The organism is Vibrio ishigakensis (genome assembly GCF_024347675.1).
Classification (GTDB): Bacteria; Pseudomonadota; Gammaproteobacteria; order Enterobacterales; family Vibrionaceae; genus Vibrio; species Vibrio ishigakensis.
On record NZ_AP024881.1, the window covers coordinates 2,156,609 to 2,177,633 of the forward strand.

At 48.2% G+C, this 21,025-nt stretch carries 19 protein-coding genes; 5 read left to right on the plus strand and 14 right to left on the minus strand.

Annotated features, from left to right (window positions below):
- Positions 1 to 4 precede the first annotated feature (4 nt).
- Positions 5 to 433 carry an HIT domain-containing protein gene (locus tag Pcarn_RS09820; RefSeq protein WP_261833690.1) on the plus strand — a complete coding sequence of 143 codons (429 nt, stop codon included), beginning with the start codon at positions 5 to 7 and terminating at the stop codon, positions 431 to 433.
- 18 nt (positions 434 to 451) lie between these two features.
- Here Pcarn_RS09820 and Pcarn_RS09825 read toward each other — a convergent pair whose 3' ends face one another.
- The 4 genes from Pcarn_RS09825 to znuA all read right to left on the minus strand — a co-directional run bounded on the left by Pcarn_RS09825 (position 452) and on the right by znuA (position 4,183).
- A complete protein-coding gene (locus tag Pcarn_RS09825) occupies positions 452 to 673 on the minus strand; it encodes a FeoC-like transcriptional regulator (RefSeq protein ID WP_261833691.1) in 222 nt (73 codons plus the stop codon).
- 8 nt (positions 674 to 681) lie between these two features.
- The gene (gene feoB, locus Pcarn_RS09830) at positions 682 to 2,955 is read right to left on the minus strand and encodes a Fe(2+) transporter permease subunit FeoB (protein ID WP_261833692.1); all 2,274 of its coding nucleotides are present in this window, start codon (positions 2,953 to 2,955) and stop codon (positions 682 to 684) included.
- Complete coding sequence (locus Pcarn_RS09835) at positions 2,955 to 3,182, minus strand: FeoA family protein (protein ID WP_261833693.1); 228 nt, start codon at positions 3,180 to 3,182, stop codon at positions 2,955 to 2,957. Before Pcarn_RS09835 ends, feoB begins: the two co-directional genes overlap by 1 nt.
- A 128-nt stretch (positions 3,183 to 3,310) precedes the next feature.
- The gene (znuA, locus tag Pcarn_RS09840) at positions 3,311 to 4,183 is read right to left on the minus strand and encodes a zinc ABC transporter substrate-binding protein ZnuA (protein ID WP_261833694.1); all 873 of its coding nucleotides are present in this window, start codon (positions 4,181 to 4,183) and stop codon (positions 3,311 to 3,313) included.
- 138 nt (positions 4,184 to 4,321) lie between these two features.
- Between znuA and znuC the strand changes: the two genes are divergently transcribed.
- Together znuC and znuB are read left to right on the plus strand one after the other, a co-directional pair.
- A complete protein-coding gene (znuC, locus tag Pcarn_RS09845) occupies positions 4,322 to 5,113 on the plus strand; it encodes a zinc ABC transporter ATP-binding protein ZnuC (protein ID WP_261833695.1) in 792 nt (263 codons plus the stop codon).
- Positions 5,106 to 5,885: a zinc ABC transporter permease subunit ZnuB gene (gene znuB / locus Pcarn_RS09850; RefSeq protein WP_261833696.1), complete on the plus strand. Its 780-nt coding sequence runs from the start codon at positions 5,106 to 5,108 to the stop codon at positions 5,883 to 5,885. Before znuC ends, znuB begins: the two co-directional genes overlap by 8 nt.
- Before the next feature lie 122 nt (positions 5,886 to 6,007).
- On the opposite strand, the gene sucD is transcribed toward znuB, so the two are convergent.
- From sucD to sdhC, 8 genes are all read right to left on the minus strand, one after another.
- Positions 6,008 to 6,880 (minus strand): succinate--CoA ligase subunit alpha, encoded by an 873-nt coding sequence (gene sucD, locus Pcarn_RS09855; protein ID WP_261833697.1) that lies wholly within the window; start codon positions 6,878 to 6,880, stop codon positions 6,008 to 6,010.
- Positions 6,880 to 8,046 (minus strand): ADP-forming succinate--CoA ligase subunit beta, encoded by a 1,167-nt coding sequence (gene sucC / locus Pcarn_RS09860; RefSeq protein ID WP_261833698.1) that lies wholly within the window; start codon positions 8,044 to 8,046, stop codon positions 6,880 to 6,882. The genes sucD and sucC overlap by 1 nt, the downstream gene beginning before the upstream one ends.
- A 147-nt stretch (positions 8,047 to 8,193) precedes the next feature.
- On the minus strand, positions 8,194 to 9,405 hold the full coding sequence (gene odhB, locus Pcarn_RS09865; protein ID WP_261833699.1) for a 2-oxoglutarate dehydrogenase complex dihydrolipoyllysine-residue succinyltransferase: 1,212 nt from the start codon (positions 9,403 to 9,405) through the stop codon (positions 8,194 to 8,196).
- Between the two features lie 13 nt (positions 9,406 to 9,418).
- Positions 9,419 to 12,244 carry a 2-oxoglutarate dehydrogenase E1 component gene (gene sucA / locus Pcarn_RS09870; protein WP_261833700.1) on the minus strand — a complete coding sequence of 942 codons (2,826 nt, stop codon included), beginning with the start codon at positions 12,242 to 12,244 and terminating at the stop codon, positions 9,419 to 9,421.
- A gap of 139 nt (positions 12,245 to 12,383) precedes the next feature.
- A complete protein-coding gene (locus Pcarn_RS09875) occupies positions 12,384 to 13,094 on the minus strand; it encodes a succinate dehydrogenase iron-sulfur subunit (protein ID WP_261833701.1) in 711 nt (236 codons plus the stop codon).
- 11 nt (positions 13,095 to 13,105) lie between these two features.
- Positions 13,106 to 14,872 (minus strand): succinate dehydrogenase flavoprotein subunit, encoded by a 1,767-nt coding sequence (gene sdhA, locus Pcarn_RS09880; protein WP_261833702.1) that lies wholly within the window; start codon positions 14,870 to 14,872, stop codon positions 13,106 to 13,108.
- Positions 14,873 to 15,220, minus strand: a complete 348-nt coding sequence (gene sdhD / locus Pcarn_RS09885) for a succinate dehydrogenase, hydrophobic membrane anchor protein (RefSeq protein WP_261833703.1) — start codon at positions 15,218 to 15,220, stop codon at positions 14,873 to 14,875.
- Positions 15,214 to 15,594 (minus strand): succinate dehydrogenase cytochrome b556 subunit, encoded by a 381-nt coding sequence (gene sdhC / locus Pcarn_RS09890; RefSeq protein ID WP_390904431.1) that lies wholly within the window; start codon positions 15,592 to 15,594, stop codon positions 15,214 to 15,216. Before sdhC ends, sdhD begins: the two co-directional genes overlap by 7 nt.
- Before the next feature lie 399 nt (positions 15,595 to 15,993).
- On the opposite strand from sdhC, the gene Pcarn_RS09895 reads away from it, so the two are divergent.
- Positions 15,994 to 17,283 (plus strand): citrate synthase, encoded by a 1,290-nt coding sequence (locus Pcarn_RS09895; protein WP_261833704.1) that lies wholly within the window; start codon positions 15,994 to 15,996, stop codon positions 17,281 to 17,283.
- A gap of 43 nt (positions 17,284 to 17,326) precedes the next feature.
- Here the strand turns inward: Pcarn_RS09895 and Pcarn_RS09900 are convergent, their stop codons facing one another.
- Positions 17,327 to 18,085: a Nif3-like dinuclear metal center hexameric protein gene (locus Pcarn_RS09900; protein ID WP_261833705.1), complete on the minus strand. Its 759-nt coding sequence runs from the start codon at positions 18,083 to 18,085 to the stop codon at positions 17,327 to 17,329.
- Positions 18,086 to 18,158: 73 nt separating this feature from the next.
- Between Pcarn_RS09900 and Pcarn_RS09905 the strand changes: the two genes are divergently transcribed.
- Positions 18,159 to 18,941: a DUF1853 family protein gene (locus Pcarn_RS09905; RefSeq protein ID WP_261833706.1), complete on the plus strand. Its 783-nt coding sequence runs from the start codon at positions 18,159 to 18,161 to the stop codon at positions 18,939 to 18,941.
- Between the two features lie 417 nt (positions 18,942 to 19,358).
- Here Pcarn_RS09905 and pgm read toward each other — a convergent pair whose 3' ends face one another.
- On the minus strand, positions 19,359 to 21,005 hold the full coding sequence (pgm, locus tag Pcarn_RS09910) for a phosphoglucomutase (alpha-D-glucose-1,6-bisphosphate-dependent) (protein ID WP_261833707.1): 1,647 nt from the start codon (positions 21,003 to 21,005) through the stop codon (positions 19,359 to 19,361).
- Positions 21,006 to 21,025 lie beyond the last annotated feature (20 nt).

Genomic DNA, 21,025 nt, shown 5'->3' on the forward strand with positions numbered 1-21,025 from the left:
CATCATGCCTTTCTCACTGCATCCTCAACTGGCAAAAGATACTGACGTTTTAGGTCACTTTCCTCTATCAATCGCGCTACTGCACAAAGACTCGGCTGTGCCTTGGGTAATATTGGTGCCTCAAATAGCGGACCTTAAAGAAATCCATCATATGAGCATAGAGAATCAACAAGCCTTTATGCGTGAATCACAGGTGGTGATGGAGGCGCTAGAGTCACTGTTTAGCCCAGATAAACTCAACTTTGGCGCGCTAGGAAATATGGTACCTCAACTGCACGTGCATCATATTGCAAGATTCAAGAGCGATATAGCCTGGCCTGGACCTGTTTGGGGGAATACTCAGGGTGAAGTACGAGAAGAGAGTGCTCAAAAAGAGCTGCTGGCCCAAATAAAACAAAAGCTTGGTGAAAATCCAAGTTTCTCACCAAGCTAGTCATTTTTTGATTGGGGATTACATCTTAACCGAGATGCCAATCCCCTTATTAAGTGCGTATCTTACTCCAGAAAACTTACCCTTGATGGTGTCCTCGATACGCATCACCTGCCCCTTATCTATCCAGCGCTGCAACATAGCATCTACGCCATCCTCAGACAGACCAAAGTGATTGGCCAATACCTTACGCTCTGAGGTGCCATGCTCCTCCAAATAAGCCTTTAGTTGCTGCAGTATCATGATGACTCCTAGGCTAGAGTTTCAACTTCAACCAAGCGAGAGCGTTTCGCTTCACGCTTGAGGAGCAGATAGGTCATAAGACCAACCGCGAACACCACTGCAATCCAGATAGAACTAGTCAACGGATTCACGCTAAAGTGCGCCACTTGGTTGTACAGCACAGCACTGAAGTAACCTAGGCCCATGGTCCATACCGCAATAAAGCGAGCGTACTTAGCACCAAACTCACGTACATAAGCACCCATAGCTGCCACACAAGGAGTATAAAGCAGGATGAACAGCAGATAAGCAAACGCTGAGTGTGCTGAGCCAAACTTACCTTGCAGGTTCGCAAATACAGACACGTCTACCTCTTGGTCTTCGGCAACCGCTGATGTGTCATCAAGCTCACCTACTTCGATACCTAGCGGGTCACTGAAGCTAAGATCGCTCAGGTTCTCAGGTATGGACATAAATGCCTCTTCAAGGCTGCCCATTAGGTCGTATTCTGCTTCTTCTTCAGATGGCGTTGCATATAGGTTATTTAGAGTACCCACTACTGCTTCTTTAGCGAAGATACCCGTTACAATACCAACGGTTGCAGGCCAGTTGTCTTGTTCGATACCCATAGGGGCAAACACAGGCGTAACCACTTGCGCCGCTTTAGACAGCATAGAGTTTTCGCTGTCTTGGTTGCCGAAACTGCCGTCAGTGCCAATAGAGTTAACGAAGCTTAGGATGGTCACTACCACAACGATGGTTTTACCTGCGCCGAATACAAAGCGCTTCAGTTTCTGCCAAGTCTTGATCAATACGTTGTTAACACGTGGGATCTCATAGTCGGTCATCTCCATGATAAAGCTGTCGCTGTTACCCGGGTAGATGGTGTGCTTAAGCAATAGACCGGTGAATACTGCCGCTAGGATACCAATCAGATACAGAGCAAATACCACGTTCTGACCAGCACTTGGGAAGAAAGCCGCCGCAAATAGAGCGTATACAGGTAGGCGAGCACCACATGACATGAATGGCGCCATAGATGCGGCTAAGCGACGTTCACGCTCTTGGTCTAGGGTACGGCTTGCCATGATAGCAGGTACGTTACAGCCAAAACCAAGGACTAGAGGAACAAATGCCTTACCTGGTAGACCTACTTTTTGCATCACCTTATCCAGAACAAAGGCTGCACGGGACATATAGCCCGAGCCTTCAAGCAAAGTCAGGAATAGATACAGGCCTGCGATTACAGGGATAAAGGTCGCAACCGTCTGGATACCACCGCCGATACCATCAGCAAGGATGGTCACTAGCCATTCAGGCAGATTTCCGTCTAGAAGATAGTGCACCCCATCCACCAGCACAGCGCCAAATGAGATATCGAAGAAGTCGATAAAGGCACCGCCAATGTTGATGGCGAACATGAACATCAGGTACATCACGCCGAAGAAGATAGGAATACCCAACCAGCGGTTAAGGACGATAGCATCGATGCGCTCGCTGATACGGCGGGTCACACGACCCACCTGAGAGCGGTTCGCTTTGGTGATTTGATGCAAGAAGGAGTATTTCACATCCGCAACGTGCATCTCGATATCGAGATCACTGCCTCTGTGAGTTGCAGTTACTGTATCTCTTACCTCAGCAGGTGCACTGTTTAAGATAAGCTGGTCTTGCTCAAGGGCGCGGATAGCCAATGCGCGACTTGCTACTAATTCATGCTCAAAATATGGAGCAATTTGGTTAACCTTGTCTTCTAGCTCTTCACCATAATCCAGAGCAAGAGGTTCAACCTCGATACCTTGCGCCAGCATCTTATGTAGATCAGCCTTAAGCATGTCTACTTCGTGTTGCTTGGTCGCGCTTACAGAAAGAACCGGACAGCCTAGAGCCTTAGACAGGCCTTTTAGATTAATTTGATGATTATCTTTAGCCAGTGCATCCATCTTATTTAGGATCACCACCATAGGGCGGCCAAGTTCACGCAACTGTAGGGTTACATATAGGCTGCGCTCAAGACAGGTTGCATCGATAACATTGATAATTAGGTCAGCTGGTGTGGATAGCACCGAACGAGAAGCGATGGTCTCATCTAGGCTGTTGGCGTCATTGCCACTGTCTAGTGCATAGATACCTGGAAGGTCGGTCAGAGCAAAGCTCTCACCCGCTAGACTGTAAGTACCCGTTTTCTTTTCAACAGTAACACCCGCCCAGTTACCCACCTTTTGGTTCGCTCCAGTGAAGGCATTGAAAAGCGTGGTCTTACCGCTGTTTGGGTTACCTACGGTTAGAATTGAATAGTCCATTAGGCTACCTCTACATCAATTTGGCTTGCGGTAGATTTACGCAAAGCAACGCTTACATCGCGAACACGTACTTGAAGAGGGTCACCAAATGGTGCAACGCGCACAAGTGTAATAGAGGTGTTAGGTAGTAACCCCATTACCATCAGCTTCTTTCGAGTCTGACTATCAAGCTGTTGCATAGATACAATCGTTGCGTCTTGCCCTAACGCTAAATCTGCCAATTTCATAATCTAAATGCCAATTATTATCATTTAAAAAATTGTAACTGAGTTTAACGCAGCAAAACCTCGATTAGGACAAAAAAAGCATCCTTAACAGGATGCTTTTCTGAAAACTTATATTTCAAATTCGAAATTTATGAGAGGCAAGAAGTAAATGAACTACTCATCTGACGCAGGAAGTCAAAGTAAGCACCTGGCTTAACCTCGATATCGGATGCTAATGGATCTAGCTGACCTTGATTTACACCCGTGCCACGCGTTACCGTCTCGATGACCGCTGGCTTGAACTGTGGTTCACTGAATACGCACTGAACGTCACCCTCTTTTAGGCGCGTTTTAATCTGAATAAGTGTCTTCGCACCAGGCTTACGTTCTGGACTTACAGTAAAAGCACCAAGGTGGTTTAGCTCGTAATAGTCTTCGAAGTAGCCATAGGCCTCATGAAAAACGAAGTAGCCCTTATCTTTTACTGGCTTTAGTTCAGCATCAATCTCAAGGCTAGTTTTTTGTAAGTTCGCCAGAAACTCTTTCAGATTATCCTGATATTGAGCAGAATTTTCTGGGTCTATTGCTTGAAGCTTTTCCGCAACCGCTTTTGCCACTGAGCCAGCTTGTTTTGGACCAAGCCAGAAGTGAGGGTCATAACTGCCGTGATGATGATGGTGATCATCATGGTGACCTTCATCAAAAGCGCGAAGATCTACGTTAGATAGCTCACTTACTGTAAGCACATTTTTTTGCTCTTCAGTCAAAGAGGTCATAAAACGCTCTAAGTCAGGGCCATACCAAACAATAAGGTCAGCAGAACGGATTTTCTTTACATCAGATGGTTTTAAAGAATAGTCGTGAGGAGACATATTCGAGTCTACTAACGCATGAGACTCTGCTGTGTCTTTGGTGATCTCTTGAGTAATGAGCTGAATAGGCTTGATGCTGCTGAGTACTTCAACCGCGTGGGCATTCGCCACAAAGCCAAAACAGGCCAGTGATAATATAAGGCGCTTCATCTAAGGTTGCTTCCTTGCTATGGAGTTAAACTATTGCAAATGTTACTTTATAACATAGTGTAAGTGCAAACCTTTCTCATTTGCAGATTTGCAATATAATACAAGCGTCAAATCATCAGGATATACAATAATTTACCTATGACTCAACTCGTCGAGCTCAATCAGATCACGGTCCAGTTTGACCAAAGAAAGGTGCTAGATAATATCAGTTTTAGCATCAATAGGTCTGAGATAACCACACTAATCGGTCCTAACGGCGCTGGTAAATCTACCTTGGTAAAGGTGCTACTTGGTCTGCAGACCAAATACAGTGGCACAATTACTCGAAACAAAAAACTGCGCGTCGGCTATGTACCGCAAAAACTCCACCTTAACGAGACTCTGCCTCTGCGTGTAGACAAGTTTTTACAACTGGCGGGCAAATATAGCCAACAGGAGCGAATGGATGCCCTGAATCTGGTTGGCGCTAGCCATCTTTTGAAATCAAATGTGCATAGTCTCTCGGGTGGCGAAAATCAAAGGGTACTTCTGGCTAGAGCACTACTTGGCAGACCTGAGCTGTTGGTTCTGGATGAGCCAGCACAAGGTGTAGACGTTCAAGGGCAGATAGACCTCTACAACCTTATTGATACCCTAAGGCACAGGTTTAGCTGCGCCATATTTATGGTCTCCCATGACCTGCATCTGGTGATGGCGAAAACCGATAAGGTGGTGTGTATTAACCACCACATCTGCTGTTCAGGCACACCATCAGCGATTTCTACTCACCCTAGCTATATAGAGCTGTTTGGCTCGGCTAATGTGGAGCAATCCACCTTTGCGCTATATCAGCATCAACACCTGCATCACCATCACGACCTCTCTGGAGAAGCGGTAGAGGGCGACGCACACGACTGCCACAACCACACCCATGGACATAAACATGATTGAGTTTCTGCTTCCCTCTATTCTTGCCGGTATCGGCATCGCACTCGTAGCAGGGCCATTAGGTTCATTTGTGGTGTGGCGCAGAATGGCCTACTTTGGCGACACCCTAGCCCACGCCTCTCTAATGGGTCTGGCGCTCGGTTTTCTACTTAATATCAACCTGTATCTAGCACTAGTTGTGGTCTGTTTAGGTCTGGCGGTTGTGCTAGTGACCATGCAAAAACAGCAGCTAGTGGCGACCGATACTCTGCTCGGGATCTTGGCGCACAGTGCCCTGTCCCTAGGTCTGATTGCAGTTAGCTTCTTGGACAATGTGCGAGTAGATTTGATGGGTTACCTGTTTGGTGATCTGCTCTCAGTATCTAACCAAGATGTTGCCTTTATCTATATAGGGGTCGGCGCCATTATGGTGATGCTGGTTGCGTTTTGGCGTCCGCTTCTGTCGAGCACAGTAAACGAAGAATTGGCTGCCGTTGAGGGGGTTAACATCGACTTTATGCGCCTTATTCTGATGCTAATGATAGGCTTAGTGATTGCCGTGGGCATGAAGTTTGTTGGGGCTCTGATCATCACTTCTATGCTGATCATCCCTGCCGCTACCGCTCGTCGCTTTGCCACCAGCCCAGAGCAGATGGCGATGTTGGCTTCAATGATAGGTATAGCCTGCGTATTTGGTGGGCTGAGTATGTCCTGGTTTTATGATACGCCAGCGGGGCCATCGGTGGTGGTGAGTGCAACGTTCTGCTTTGTGCTGGCGCAGTTAAAGAGAGTTTAGTTGTTGGGGAGGTACCGGATATGCTTTCGCATTCCGGTATGACAGGGATTTTTATCCTTTCCCAGAAACGAAATATCCCGGCATTAGCCGGGATATTGTTTTATGGTCTGGATTGGTATTGATTACCAGCCAGTGATCTCGCGAAGACCTTTACCGATATCTGCTAGAGACTTAACTGTCTTAACGCCAGCCGCTTCTAGAGCTTGGAATTTGTCTTCTGCAGTACCTTTACCACCAGAGATGATAGCGCCTGCGTGACCCATACGTTTGCCTGGAGGAGCCGTAACACCTGCGATGTAAGAAACAACTGGCTTAGTCACATTCTCTTTGATGAATGCTGCTGCTTCTTCTTCCGCTGTGCCGCCGATCTCACCGATCATCACGATAGCTTCAGTTTCTGGGTCTTCTTGGAACAGTTTTAGGATGTCGATGAAGTTTGAACCTGGGATAGGGTCACCACCGATACCAACACAAGATGACTGACCAAAGCCTTCATCTGTAGTCTGCTTAACTGCTTCGTAAGTAAGAGTACCAGAGCGGGAAACGATGCCTACCTTCCCCTTCTTATGGATATGACCAGGCATGATACCGATCTTACACTCGTCAGGAGTGATAACACCTGGGCAGTTTGGACCGATCATGCGAACGCCAGTCTCTTCTAGCTTCACCTTAACGTCGATCATGTCTGTTGTAGGGATACCCTCGGTGATAGTCACGATAAGCTCGATGCCTGCATCGATAGCTTCAAGGATAGCGTCCTTACAGAACGGAGCTGGTACGTAGATTACTGTCGCAGTTGCGCCTGTTGTCTCTACTGCTTCACGCACTGTGTTAAACACAGGTAGACCAAGGTGAGTTTGACCACCCTTACCTGGTGAAACGCCGCCAACCATCTGGGTACCGTATGCGATTGCTTGCTCAGAGTGGAAGGTACCTTGACCACCAGTGAAGCCCTGGCAGATTACTTTAGTGTCTTTATTAATTAGTACAGACATTATTTCGCCTCCGCAGCAGCAACAACTTTCTGAGCTGCGTCTGTTAGTGACTCAGCAGCAATGATATCAACGTCAGAGTTCGCCAGAACCTCACGGCCTAGGTCTGCGTTTGTACCTTCTAGGCGAACCACCACAGGTACAGTTACACCTACTTCTTTCACTGCACCGATGATGCCTTCGGCAATCATGTCACAACGAACGATACCACCAAAGATGTTAACCAGAACCGCTTTAACATTGTCGTCAGAAAGGATGATCTTAAACGCTTCTGCTACACGCTCTTTAGTCGCGCCGCCACCTACATCTAGGAAGTTCGCTGGCTTACCACCGTGCAGGTTAACGATGTCCATGGTGCCCATTGCTAGGCCGGCACCGTTTACCATGCAGCCTACGTTACCGTCTAGAGCAACATAGTTCAGCTCCCACTGAGCCGCGTGTGCTTCACGCTCATCTTCTTGCGAAGGATCGTGCATTTCACGAAGCTTAGGCTGACGATAAAGTGCGTTTGAATCTATGTTGATCTTACCGTCTAGGCACAGCAGGTTACCTTCACCTGTGATTACTAGTGGGTTGATCTCAAGTAGTGCTAGGTCGTACTGAGCAAACATCTCGCCAAGACCCATAAAGATCTTCACGAACTGCTTGATTTGGTCTCCTTCAAGACCAAGCTTGAATGCAAGCTCACGGCCTTGGTAAGACTGAGGACCTACTAGCGGGTCGATAGCAGCTTTATGGATCAGCTCAGGTGTCTCTTCAGCCACCTTCTCGATCTCAACGCCACCTTCAGTAGAAGCCATGAAAACGATCTTACGGCTAGCACGGTCAACAACCGCACCTAGGTATAGCTCGTTAGCAATGTTTGATGCTTCTTCAACCAAGATCTTGGTTACAGGCTGGCCGTTTGCGTCTGTTTGATAAGTTACTAGGTTTTTACCTAGCCACTTTTGAGCAAACTCTTTTACGCCATCTTTAGTGTCGTGCAGTTCAACGCCGCCCGCTTTACCACGGCCACCTGCGTGAACCTGACACTTAACTACTTTTTTAGCTGTGCTGATACGACCAGCAGCTTCAAAGGCTTCCTGCGGAGTGTCACAGGCATAACCCTCTGGCACTGGCAGTCCGAATTCTGCGAATAACTGCTTCGCTTGGTATTCATGCAAATTCATTGATTTCTTCCATTTATGTTCTGAATCGGGAAACCCAATTTCAGATTATCCTCGCGTTAAAGGAGGTACTTTAACTGGTGTAGGGTACTCTTGAGCTTGTGAACCAAAGTGGTTCAACTGGGGGAGATAACTCCCCCAATTCTTAAATTAAACGTCTAGCAGTAGGCGTGCTGGATCTTCTAGCAACTCTTTGATGGTCACTAGGAAGCTTACTGACTCTTTACCATCGATTAGACGGTGATCGTAAGAAAGCGCTAGGTACATCATTGGCAGGATCTCAACCTTACCGTTCACCGCCATTGGGCGCTCTTGGATTTTGTGCATACCCAAGATTGCCGCTTGAGGTGGGTTGATGATAGGGGTCGACATTAGCGAGCCAAACACGCCGCCGTTAGTGATGGTGAAGTTACCACCCATCAGCTCGTCTACGGTTAGCTTGCCGTCACGGCCTTTGATTGCTAGCTCTTTGATGCCTTTTTCAATGTCAGCAAAGCCTAGAGTGTCACAGTCTTTTAGAACTGGAGTTACTAGACCGCGTGGGGTAGAAACCGCCATGCTGATGTCGAAGTAGTTGTGATAAACGATATCATCGCCATCGATAGAAGCGTTTACTTCTGGGAAGCGTTTCAGTGCTTCGGTTACCGCCTTCACGTAGAAAGACATAAAGCCTAGGCGCACATCGTGGCGCTTCTCGAACGAATCTTTGTACTGAGCACGCAGATCCATGATTGGCTTCATGTTTACCTCGTTAAAGGTGGTCAACATAGCCGTGCTGTTCTTCGCTTCTAGAAGACGATTTGCTACCGTCTTACGCAGACGAGTCATAGGCACGCGCTTCTGACTGCGAGCTGCTGTCGCAAGATTCTCAATCGGCGCTTCTTCTTTCTTTGGAGCAGGTTTAGATGCATTCGCTAGGTGCGCTTCTACGTCTTCACGTGTGATGCGACCGCCAACACCTGTGCCTTTCACATCAGATGCGCTTAGGCTGTGCTCTGCTAGCAGGCGACGAACCGCTGGGCTTAGGGCATCGTTGTTCTCTTCAGTTAGCGCAGCTTTATGGCGCTTGTCTGGAGACGCTTCTGTTTGCTCAGTGGTGTCCTTAGTTGGTTCACCAGCAACTGCGCCAGGCTTAAGTTTAGCGATTAGCTGCTTGGCAAGAACAGTTGCACCGTCAGCTTCAATGATTTCTTCAAGTACGCCTGCTTCTGGAGCCGGTACTTCTAGAACCACTTTATCGGTTTCGATATCAACCAGCACTTCATCACGCTCAACGCGCTCGCCAGGTTGCTTGTGCCAGGTTGCAACCGTCGCATCTGCAACAGATTCAGGTAAATCTGGAACCAGAATTTCAATTGTCATTTCTTGGGATTCCTTATTCTTCTAGTTCTTTATCAATAGTTAGCGCGTCGTCGATCAACGCTTTTTGTTGTTTCAGGTGAACAGACATATAACCCACAGCCGGAGATGCCGAGGCTGGGCGGCCGGCATAATTTAGCGTGGTGTTAAATGGCGTTGCCGCACGGAAGTTGTGTTGGCTCGAGTACCAAGCACCTTGGTTTTGAGGCTCTTCCTGACACCAAACAAAGTCTGTCACTTGTGGGTAGATAGAGATAGCTTCGCGCACATCACTAAGCGGGAACGGATACAGCTGCTCAACACGAACAATGGCCACATCGTCGATTTCACGCTTGCGACGCTCTTCTAGTAGGTCAAAGTACACCTTGCCTGAACAGAAGACGACGCGACGAATCTTAGTCGGTTCTAGCTCGTCAATCTCGTTGATTACCGGCTGGAAGGTACCCTCCGCTAGCTCTTCAAGTGTCGAAGTACATAGCGGGTGACGCAGTAGCGACTTAGGCGACATCACGATAAGCGGACGACGCATAGGACGTACAACCTGACGGCGTAGCATGTGATAAACCTGAGCCGGTGTAGATGGAACTACTACCTGAATGTTCTGCTCAGCACACAACTGCAGATAACGCTCTAGACGTGCAGATGAGTGCTCTGGGCCCTGACCTTCATAGCCGTGTGGCAGCAGCATGGTGATACCACATAGTCGGCCCCATTTCTGCTCACCAGATGAGATGAACTGATCGATTACAACCTGCGCACCGTTGGCAAAGTCACCAAACTGGGCTTCCCAAAGGGTCAAACCGCCTGGCTCTGCTGTTGCGTAGCCATATTCAAACGCCAGTACCGCTTCTTCAGAAAGCACGGAGTCGAATACCTGGAAAGGACCTTGCTTGTCATGCACATGGGCTAGAGGCACATAAGTGCTCGCATCGCCCTGGTTATGCAGAACTGCGTGACGGTGGAAGAAGGTACCACGGCCTGAATCCTGACCAGAGATACGAATGCGCTTACCGTCGTCGACTAGGGTTGCGTAAGCAAGGGTTTCCGCCATCCCCCAATCGATAGCTTTCTCGCCCTCGATCATGGCCATGCGATCGTTGTAAAGCTTGTTAACTCGGCTCTGTAGCTTGTGGCTGTCTGGATACTGGCAGATACGCTGACCAAGCTCTTTCAGACGCTCGATCTCATACTCGCTATCCCACTTCATATCCCACTCATGGCCAAGATATGGAGACCAGTCTACTGAGTGCATCGCCATTGGGCGCCACTCTTTTACTACCACCTCACCGTGATCCAGCGCGTCACGATATTCGTTTACAAGCTGGGTTGCGGTATCGATTCCGATCTCTTCGCGCTCCATCATCACATCAGCGTATAGCTTACGTGGTGTCGGGTGCTTCTTGATCTTCTGATACATCAGAGGCTGAGTTGCATTTGGCTCGTCGGCTTCGTTATGGCCGTGACGGCGATAACAAACCAGATCGATTACTACATCACGCTTAAAGGTGTTGCGGTAATCCAGAGCGATACGTGTAACGAAGGCAACCGCTTCTGGGTCATCTGCGTTAACGTGGAAAATTGGTGCCTGTACCATCTTAGCGATGTCAGTACAGTACATGGTCGAGCGCGTATCACGCGGGTTCGAGGTGGTGAAACCGATCTGGTTGTTCACTACGATACGAACTGTACCACCGACTTGGAAGCCACGCGCCTGAGACATGTTGAAGGTCTCTTGCACTACACCCTGACCTGCGATCGCTGAGTCACCGTGGATGGTGATAGGCAGAACCTTGTCGCCGTGCTTGTCACCAAGACGGTCCTGACGCGCCCTTACTGAGCCGATAACCACAGGGTTAACGATCTCAAGGTGAGACGGGTTAAACGCCAGCGCTAGGTGAACGTTGCCACCTGGAGTTGCGAAGTCCGCAGAGAAGCCTTGGTGGTACTTAACGTCACCTGTACCCCAGGTTTCGTCGTGCTTACCAGCAAACTCATCGAATAGGTCTTGAGGCTTCTTACCCAAAACGTTGACCAGCATGTTCAAGCGGCCACGGTGGGCCATGCCGATAACAACCTCACGCATGCCACTACGGCCTGCATGACGGATCAGCTCTTTGGTCATTGGGATAAGGGCATCACCACCCTCTAGAGAGAATCGCTTCGCGCCGGGGAATTTGGCACCAAGATAACGCTCTAGACCTTCAGCTGCAGTCAGCTCATCAAGGTAAGTGATTTTTTCATCTAGCGAAAACTCAGGCTGTGACTGCACTGACTCCAGACGCTGCTGAACCCAGCGCTTTTGTTCTGTGTTGGTCATGTGCATATATTCTGCACCGATTGAGCCACAGTAGGTTTTGTTTAGTGCGGTATAGAGGTCTTTAAGCTGCATGGTTTCTTGCGCGACTGCGAAAGAACCTACGTTAAAGCTCTCATTAAGATCGTCTTCGGTAAGACTGTGGAATGCTGGGTCCAGTTCTGGCTGAACTGGGCGCTGCCAAAGACCAAGCGGGTCGAGGTTGGCCGCTTGATGTCCTCTGAATCGGTAGGCGTTGATCAGCTGTAGGACTTTTACTTGCTTTGCATCGACATCAGGATCACTGACCTGGACACTATAATGCTTTGTCTCTTGTGCAAGTCTGCGGAAGTAGTCACGAACTCGCGTATGGGATTGCTCCCCTGCTTCTGGAGCTTGCGCAGGCAGCCCCTCGAAGACGCGCTTCCATTCCTCACTAACCAGATCTGGGTCACTTAGATAGAGTTCGTAGAGTTCTTCCACGTACACTGCATTGGCGCCAGCCAAGTGAGAAGACTCGAGCCAGGCCTTCATCACACCGTTATGCATATATTCCCTTAACTAGTAATTTCTTATTCACTATTTCGGTCTATGCCGAACTTATCTCTTCAAAATCAGCTGCAGAGCAACCAATTTGGGCTAAAACAGGCTTAACAGTAAACTCTGAAAAGCCTGTAATTTCAATCATCTAAACAGAGCGATTCACTAGCATGGTCTTAATATGTCCAATCGCTTTGGTTGGGTTCAAACCCTTAGGACATACACTGACACAGTTCATGATGCCATGACAACGGAAAACGCTAAATGCGTCGTCTAAATTGCTAAGACGCTCATCTGTTGCCGTATCTCGGCTATCGATTAACCAACGATACGCCGCAAGCAGACCTGCAGGGCCGATAAACTTATCAGGGTTCCACCAGAAAGATGGGCAAGAGGTGGTACAGCAAGCGCACATGATGCACTCATACAGACCATCTAGATGCGCTCGCTCTTCTGGAGACTGCTTGTTCTCGCGTGACGGTGGTAAGTCACCATCTGAGATCAAGAACGGCTTCACCTTAGCGTAGTTGTCGTAGAACTGAGTCATGTCGACGATAAGGTCACGAACCACAGGCAGACCCGGCAGCGGACGAATAGTAATAGTGTCGCCTTTCAGCGCAGACAGCGGCGTGATACACGCCAGACCGTTTTTACCATTCATGTTCAAGCCATCACTGCCACATACACCCTCACGACAAGAGCGTCGGAACGACAGGCTTGCATCCTGCTCTTTCAATAGGATAAGAGCATCCAACACCATCATGTCAGACCCTTCTTCCACCTCTAGGGTGTACTGCTTCATGTAGGGTCTAGAGTCCACATCTGGGTTATAGCGATAGATAGAGAAATTCAAGTTCATATCCCGCCCCCTTAGTAAGTTCGTGCTTTCGGTGGAAACGCTTCGCGGTGAACAGGCTCCATGTTCACGTCACGCTTAGTCATAGCTTCGGTTTCCGGGTTGTAGATAGAGTGGCATAGCCACTGCTCATCATCACGATCCGGGAAGTCGAAGCGAGCGTGTGCGCCGCGGCTCTCGGTGCGGTAGTTCGCCGCTACAGCCGTTGCAAATGCCGTTTCCATTAGGTTGTCCAGCTCAAGACACTCGATACGTTGAGTGTTGAACTCGCTAGATTTGTCGCTTAGGTGTGCATCAGCTAGACGCTCACGGATAACCTTAAGCTCTTCAAGACCGTTTGCCATTGCTTCACCTTCACGGAATACCGAGAAGCTGTTTTGCATGCAGGTTTGTAGGTCTTTACGAATCTGTGCTGGGTCTTCACCGCTGGTGCTGTTTTCCCAGCGCATGGTGCGCGCTAGAGACTCTTCGATGTCTGATTCAGAGGCATCACGAGCTTCAGATTGCGCAGCCAGTGTTTCGCCTAGATGCAGACCGGTTGCACGGCCAAATACCACAAGGTCTAGTAGCGAGTTACCGCCTAGTCGGTTCGCACCGTGTACCGATACAGAAGCAATTTCGCCGCAAGCGAATAGACCTTGAACGTCAACGTCATTACCGTTCGCATCTTGCTTAATAGCCTGACCTGAAACCTGAGTCGGAACACCACCCATCATATAGTGACAGGTTGGGATAACCGGGATTGGCTCTTTGATTGGATCAACGTGAGCAAAGGTGCGAGAAAGCTCAAGGATACCCGGTAGACGAGACTCGAGTACGTCTTTACCTAGGTGATCTAGCTTAAGCTTGATGTGTGGACCCCATGGGCCGTCACAACCGCGACCTTCACGGATCTCGATCATCATAGAACGAGCTACCACATCACGACCTGCCAAGTCTTTGGCATTCGGTGCGTAGCGCTCCATAAAGCGCTCACCGTCTTTATTTAGAAGGTATCCACCCTCACCTCGACAGCCTTCAGTCACAAGTACACCTGCGCCTGCGATACCGGTTGGGTGGAACTGCCACATCTCCATGTCCTGCATAGGTACACCGGCGCGAAGCGCCATACCTACACCGTCACCTGTGTTGATGTGTGCGTTAGTAGTAGATTGATAGATACGGCCTGCACCGCCGGTTGCTAGAACCGTCGCCTTAGATTTGAAGTAGCAGATCTCGCCGGTTTCCATGCAGATTGCAGTACAACCCACGATAGCGCCATCTTGGTTCTTCACCATATCTAGCGCATACCACTCACTGAAAATGGTGGTTTTATGCTTGATGTTCTGCTGATACAGGGTGTGCAGAAGTGCGTGACCGGTACGGTCTGCTGCTGCCGCTGTACGCGCTGCTTGCTCGCCACCGAATTGCTTCGACTGACCACCAAACGGGCGTTGATAGATGGTGCCGTTTTCAAAGCGAGAGAATGGAAGACCCATCTTCTCAAGCTCGATAACAGATTCTGGACCGTTCTTACACATATATTCGATAGCGTCTTGGTCACCGATATAATCAGAGCCCTTAACCGTGTCATACATGTGCCACTGCCAGTCATCTTGGTGAGAGTTACCTAGGGCTACTGTGATGCCACCCTGTGCAGATACTGTGTGTGAACGAGTCGGAAATACTTTTGATAGCAGAGCGCACGAAAGCCCCTGCTCTGAAATTTGTAGCGCGGCACGCATACCCGCACCACCAGCACCAATGACTATTGCGTCAAACTCACGAACTGGAATCGTCATTTATGCCCCCCAAAGAATGAATAAGCCAGAGAAGAAATAGCCAAATAGAACTGCAATCAATGCAAATTGCAGGCTTCCTCGAAGCAGAGTTGGCTTGATATAGTCAGTCAGCACTTGCCACAAACCGATCCATGCGTGAATTAAGATGCTAGCTAGTGCGACCATAGTGAATACTTTTGTGAACAGGCTTTCAAAGAAGCCGTTCCACTGCATATAACCCACATCACCGGCCATTAGGAAAAAGCCACAGATATAGATGGTGTAAAGGGTCAAGATAATGGCAGAGGCACGAATAAGGATGAAATCATGTACGCCATTACGACCTAAGGTTGAAACGTGCTTTACCATACGATTACCCCTGCCAGTAGTGCTAGAACGCCTGTAATGATGAAAGAAACCTGCGCGCTCTTAGCGCCGCTTTCTAGCTCTTCGAAATACCCCAAGTCCTGACATAGGTGACGAATACCGCCCACAATGTGATAGAAAAGTGCGGTTAGCATGCCCCACAGAATGAACTTAACGAAGAAGCCATCTACAAAACTAGCTGCTTCCATAAAGCCCTGTGGCGAGGACAATGAAGTAGAGAGTAACCACAACAACACACCCACGAATACAAACGTAATTACGCCTGAAACTCGGTGTAGGATGGATGCTATAGCGGTAATGGGAAAATGGATCGTTTGCAGATCCAGGTTGACGGGTCTTTGATTTTTCTTGGTCACGGCGCGCTCACTCAGCTCCTTTGAGCATTGTTAAATGCAAATAGATGATGAATTCTCAAAAATTTAACAAAAGCTTACAGAATGTAAGAAATACTTCTGTAGCAATGAAGCCTTATAGTTGTCGTAAAACTGCCTGTCCGCCTCTTTTTAATCCAGAGCGAGGCCTGAACGGTCGGGGGATGGGGCTGAACTTCATCGTCACTATAAGGTCGTTAACATACTAATACAATCGAGTTAACAAAATATGCTACATAGGCCAGACTTTTAATCTTTATATGTATAAAAATCAAAACAAGTGCACACAAAAAGTTATATAAATTGACATCAATCCCGAACCTAAGTACAAATTCGGGGCACCATTGGAGAAAAATGGAACAATAAATAACAAAGGAGAATGTTATGGCAGACAAGCAAGCGACTCTTAACATAAAGGGTCAAGCGCCTATCGAACTGCCGATTATGGAAGGTACTGTTGGCCCAGACGTAATTGATGTTCGTACACTGGGAAGCAAAGGCTTCTTTACTTTTGACCCAGGTTTTCTTGCCACTGCATCTTGTGAATCTCAAATAACTTATATCGACGGCGGCGCGGGTATCCTTCTACACCGTGGCTACCCAATCGATCAGTTGGCGAACAATGCAGATTATCTAGAAGTTTGTTACATCCTGCTTTATGGCGAAGCACCAACTCGCGCACAATACGAAGACTTCAAGACCATCGTAGCTCGTCACACTATGGTTCATGAGCAAATTGCGAGTTTCTTCCACGGTTTCCGTCGCGACGCACACCCAATGGCGGTGATGTGTGGCGTAGTTGGCGCACTAGCGGCCTTCTATCACGACTCTTTGGACGTTGCCAATGACAAACACCGTGAGATCGCGGCGTTCCGTCTATTGTCAAAAATGCCGACTCTGGCAGCTATGTGTTACAAGTACAGTATTGGACAACCGTTCATCTATCCTCGTAACGACCTAACCTATGCAGAAAACTTCCTGCATATGATGTTCGCAAATCCTTGCGAAGAGTATGAGGTTAACCCTGTGGTTGCTCGTGCTATGGATAAGATCTTTACCCTGCACGCTGACCATGAACAGAACGCATCGACTTCGACTGTACGTCTAGCAGGTTCATCGGGTGCTAACCCATTTGCATGTATTGCAGCGGGTATCGCATCTCTTTGGGGCCCAGCACACGGCGGTGCTAACGAGGCTTGCCTACGTATGCTAGAAGAGATCGGTAGCGTAGACAACATCGAAGAGTTCGTAGCTCGCGCGAAAGACAAAGATGACCCATTCCGTTTGATGGGCTTCGGTCACCGTGTTTATAAGAACTACGACCCACGTGCGACTGTAATGCGTGAAGCTTGCCACGAGGTATTGAAAGAGCTAAACATCAAGGATCCACTACTAGACGTAGCTATGGAGCTTGAGCGTATCGCCCTTTCTGACGAATACTTCGTAGAGAAGAAACTGTATCCAAACGTAGACTTCTACTCAGGTATCATCCTTAAAGCGATCGGTATCCCAGTGTCTATGTTCACAGTTATCTTCGCTATCTCGCGTACTATTGGTTGGATTGCACACTGGAACGAGATGCACAGTGACCCGCACAACCGTATCGGTCGTCCGCGTCAGCTGTACACAGGTGAAGCACAACGTGAATTTAAGTCTCTACACGAGCGCGAATAATTCACTCTCAACAACTAAAAAAGAGGCCATTTGGCCTCTTTTTTTATACCGGATTATCAATATCGATAAAGGTGACATCCATACCATGTTCGGCTTCAAGCCACTCCCCTAGTGCCTTGATACCATAGCGCTCGGTAGCATGATGCCCGGCTGCAAAATAGTGAATATTCTGCTCTCTAGCACTATAGGTAGTGCGCTCTGAGATCTCACCTGAAATAAAGGCATCTAAACCAAAGTCTGCGGCAAGATTGATAAAGTCCTGTCCACCACCTGTACACCAGCCTACTGTCTCTATAACGGTTTTATCACTCTCAGGAGCAATATGCATCGGCTCACGATTTAGCACCTGACCAATCTTTTCAGCAAACTCACTCGCCTGCATTGGCGTCTTTAATCGGCCATACATGGCAACAGATTGCGGATGTCCCTCTAAACCACCCTCTACCACGATATCCAAAAGCTCAGCCAGACGAGCGTTGTTACCTATTTCAGGATGGATATCTAGCGGCAAATGGTAGCTATAAAGATTAATGTCATTCTTGATAAGTGCGCGAATACGGCGACCCTTCATACCCACGATAGGCTCTGGCTCGCCCTTCCAAAAATAGCCATGGTGAACCAAGATAGCGTCTGCATTTGCTTCAATAGCAGCGTCGATCAGCGCTTGAGAGGCGGTCACACCCGTGATGATTTTCTTCACCTCAGCTGTACCCTCTACTTGAAGGCCGTTCGGTGCATAATCTTTGATAAGTTGTGGGGATAGCTTCTGATTTAGAAGAGACTGCAATTGTAAGTTATTCATTGTTTTACCATGGTTAAGTTGCCGCTTTGTGCTACCTTGCAAGTTAATCAAACATTTGAAATTACGTCAAAGCATGTACCCTCTTCTAACGCCCGAAACCCTAACAAGATTCGCCAACTGGATACAAAACAGACCAAACCTGATGTGTGGGGATGAGCCTATTGCTGAGCAGGCACCTTTCTTGAACAAAGAGCTAAGCAACACTCATGACTATGAGGGTAATTCTAGGCTGGGCTTTATCTATCAAGATATTTGGCATCGCTTGTTTGAACAAAGCGGCGACTTCGATATTCGAGAGAGTGAACTGCAACTGTTCGATGAGGAGAAAACCATAGGCGAGCTGGATTTCATTCTCAAGAATCAATCCAGCGGAGAGTACGAGCACTGGGAAGTGGCCATCAAGTTTTATCTATTAAAGGATGGGCTCTGGTATGGGCCAAATGCCATAGATAGGCTGGATAAGAAGTTTAAGCACATGCTTGAGCGTCAGCTGCAACATGGACAGCAACCTTATTTCAAAGCGCTTTACCCTGAATATCAAAACCTCACCCCTAAGCTGATGATGCAAGGGCGCCTTTATACTAATCCCTTCTCGAATGAAGAGATCCCAACCCAGTGTGAGGGTTACCCTATCAAAGCCTCTGAGGTAGCCGGATTTTGGTGTTATCACCACCAGCTCGATCAGATTAGCGAAACCTTGTATCGAGTGCCTAAGCCACTGTGGGCCATAGGTCTAACCGAGTTTCATGAGCCCTTGCTTGAGCCTAGTAATCGCCCTGTCCACTGTCAGACAAAATCTGGACAGTTCTGGTTTGTGGTGCCAGAACATTGGCCTGAGAGTGGCCAGCCTACATAGAGTCTGTATTCCATACTTTCATATCTAGGATTAATGTTTGCACAATTTCTATATCCGCCAATAAATCCAACTGCATCAATAACTTAATAATAGGAACATAACTTTTTGCGCAGATTACCAAGTTGTACCCATTTAATATTATCTTTACACTCTTTGTTACTTTCAGCGGCAATTGACTCACACAATTGTTTTTATGCGGAATCGATTACACATTAGATCATAGAAAAAGAGGTCTGTTTATGTTGGGTTTGTTCGAGGGGGTTAGTATGGCAGTGATAGTGATTGTTAGCCCTGCAGTTATCTCAATGCTTATATTGAGTCGCAAACAAGGCAAACGAAGATTTGATGACAACTTAGCACAGCCTAGAGACTAAAAAGCCCCGCAAATGCGAGGCTTAGTATTAGTTCAGACTGGGATTATAGACCAGCGTTCTTGAATACTTGGTTTACAATCTCTTGAGCTTCTTGCTCAATCAGCTTCAGATGCTCAGCACCCTTGAAGCTCTCACAGTAGATCTTGTAGATCTCTTCCGTGCCTGATGGACGCGCCGCGAACCAACCGTTGTCTGTCGTTACCTTAAGACCACCGATAGCCGCACCGTTACCTGGGGCGTGAGTTAGACGAGCTGTGATTGCATCACCCGCTAGAGTCTCAGCCGAAACCATCTCTGGAGATAGCTTCTTAAGAACGTCTTTTTGAGGACCATTGGCAACTGCTTGTAGACGGGTGTAGCTAGACTCACCGTGCTTAGCTGCAAGCTCGTTGTAGTACTCTTGAGGATTCTTACCAGTAACCGCTGTGATCTCAGCTGCTAGTAGACATAGGATGATGCCATCTTTGTCTGTCGCCCAAGGAGTGCCATCTTTACGTAGGAAAGATGCGCCCGCGCTCTCTTCACCGCCGAAGCCAAACTTGCCTTCGTACAGGCCATCAACGAACCATTTGAAGCCAACTGGCACTTCACATAGCTCACGACCAAGGTCAGCCACTACGCGGTCGATGATTGCGCTCGATACTAGAGTCTTACCTACAGCAACCTCTGCAGACCACTCGCTACGGTTGCGATATAGGTAATCGATACATACCGCGAGGAAGTGGTTCGGGTTCATTAGACCAGCAGGCGTAACGATACCGTGACGGTCATAGTCAGGGTCGTTACCAAAGGCTAGGTCGTACTCGTCTTTAAGCGCTAGCAGGCCAGCCATCGCGTAAGGAGATGAACAGTCCATACGGATCACGCCATCTTTATCTAGCGACATGAACTGGAAGCTTGGGTCAATTGCTTCGCTCACTAGAGTCAGGTCTAGGCCGTAAGCCTCTTTGATCTGACGCCAGTACTCAATGCCAGAACCACCTAGTGGATCAACACCGATTTTAAGATTTGCTTTCTGGATAGCTGCCATATCAACAACGTTTACTAGGTCGTCAACATAAGGCGCTACAAGATCGCGCTCAACGAACAGCTCGCTTGCTTTAGCGTCTGCTACGTTCATGCGCTTAACATCACCCATACCCGCTGCGATGATCTCGTTTGCACGGTCTTCGATCGCCTGGGTTAGCTCGCCTTCAGCTGGACCACCATGGGTCGGGTTGTATTTGATACCGCCGTCTTGTGGTGGGTTGTGCGAAGGAGTGATAACGATGCCGTCAGCTTTATCAGCATTAGCTAGGTTATGAGTCAGGATAGCGTGGGAGATACCCGGAGTTGGGGTATAGCCTTGGTTTTCCTGACAGATAACGGTCACGCCATTTGCAATCAGCACTTCGATAACGCTAGTAAACGCAGGCTCCGAAAGTGCATGAGTGTCTTTACCAACGTAAAGAGGACCCGTTACACCCTTGCTTGCGCGAACTTCTGCAACAGCTTGAGCGATCGCCATGATGTGGTTTTCGTTAAAGGTTGTTTTGTCTGAGCTACCACGGTGACCAGAGGTACCAAATTGTACCTTTTGCTCACTGTTACCAGCTTCAGGCTGGAGGAGGTAATAGTTTGATACCAACTGAGGTATGTTATGAAGATCTTCTTGCAGAGCCTTTTGGCCTGCTCGAGGATGCGTAGCCATAGTTGTAGTCCTTTTTATAA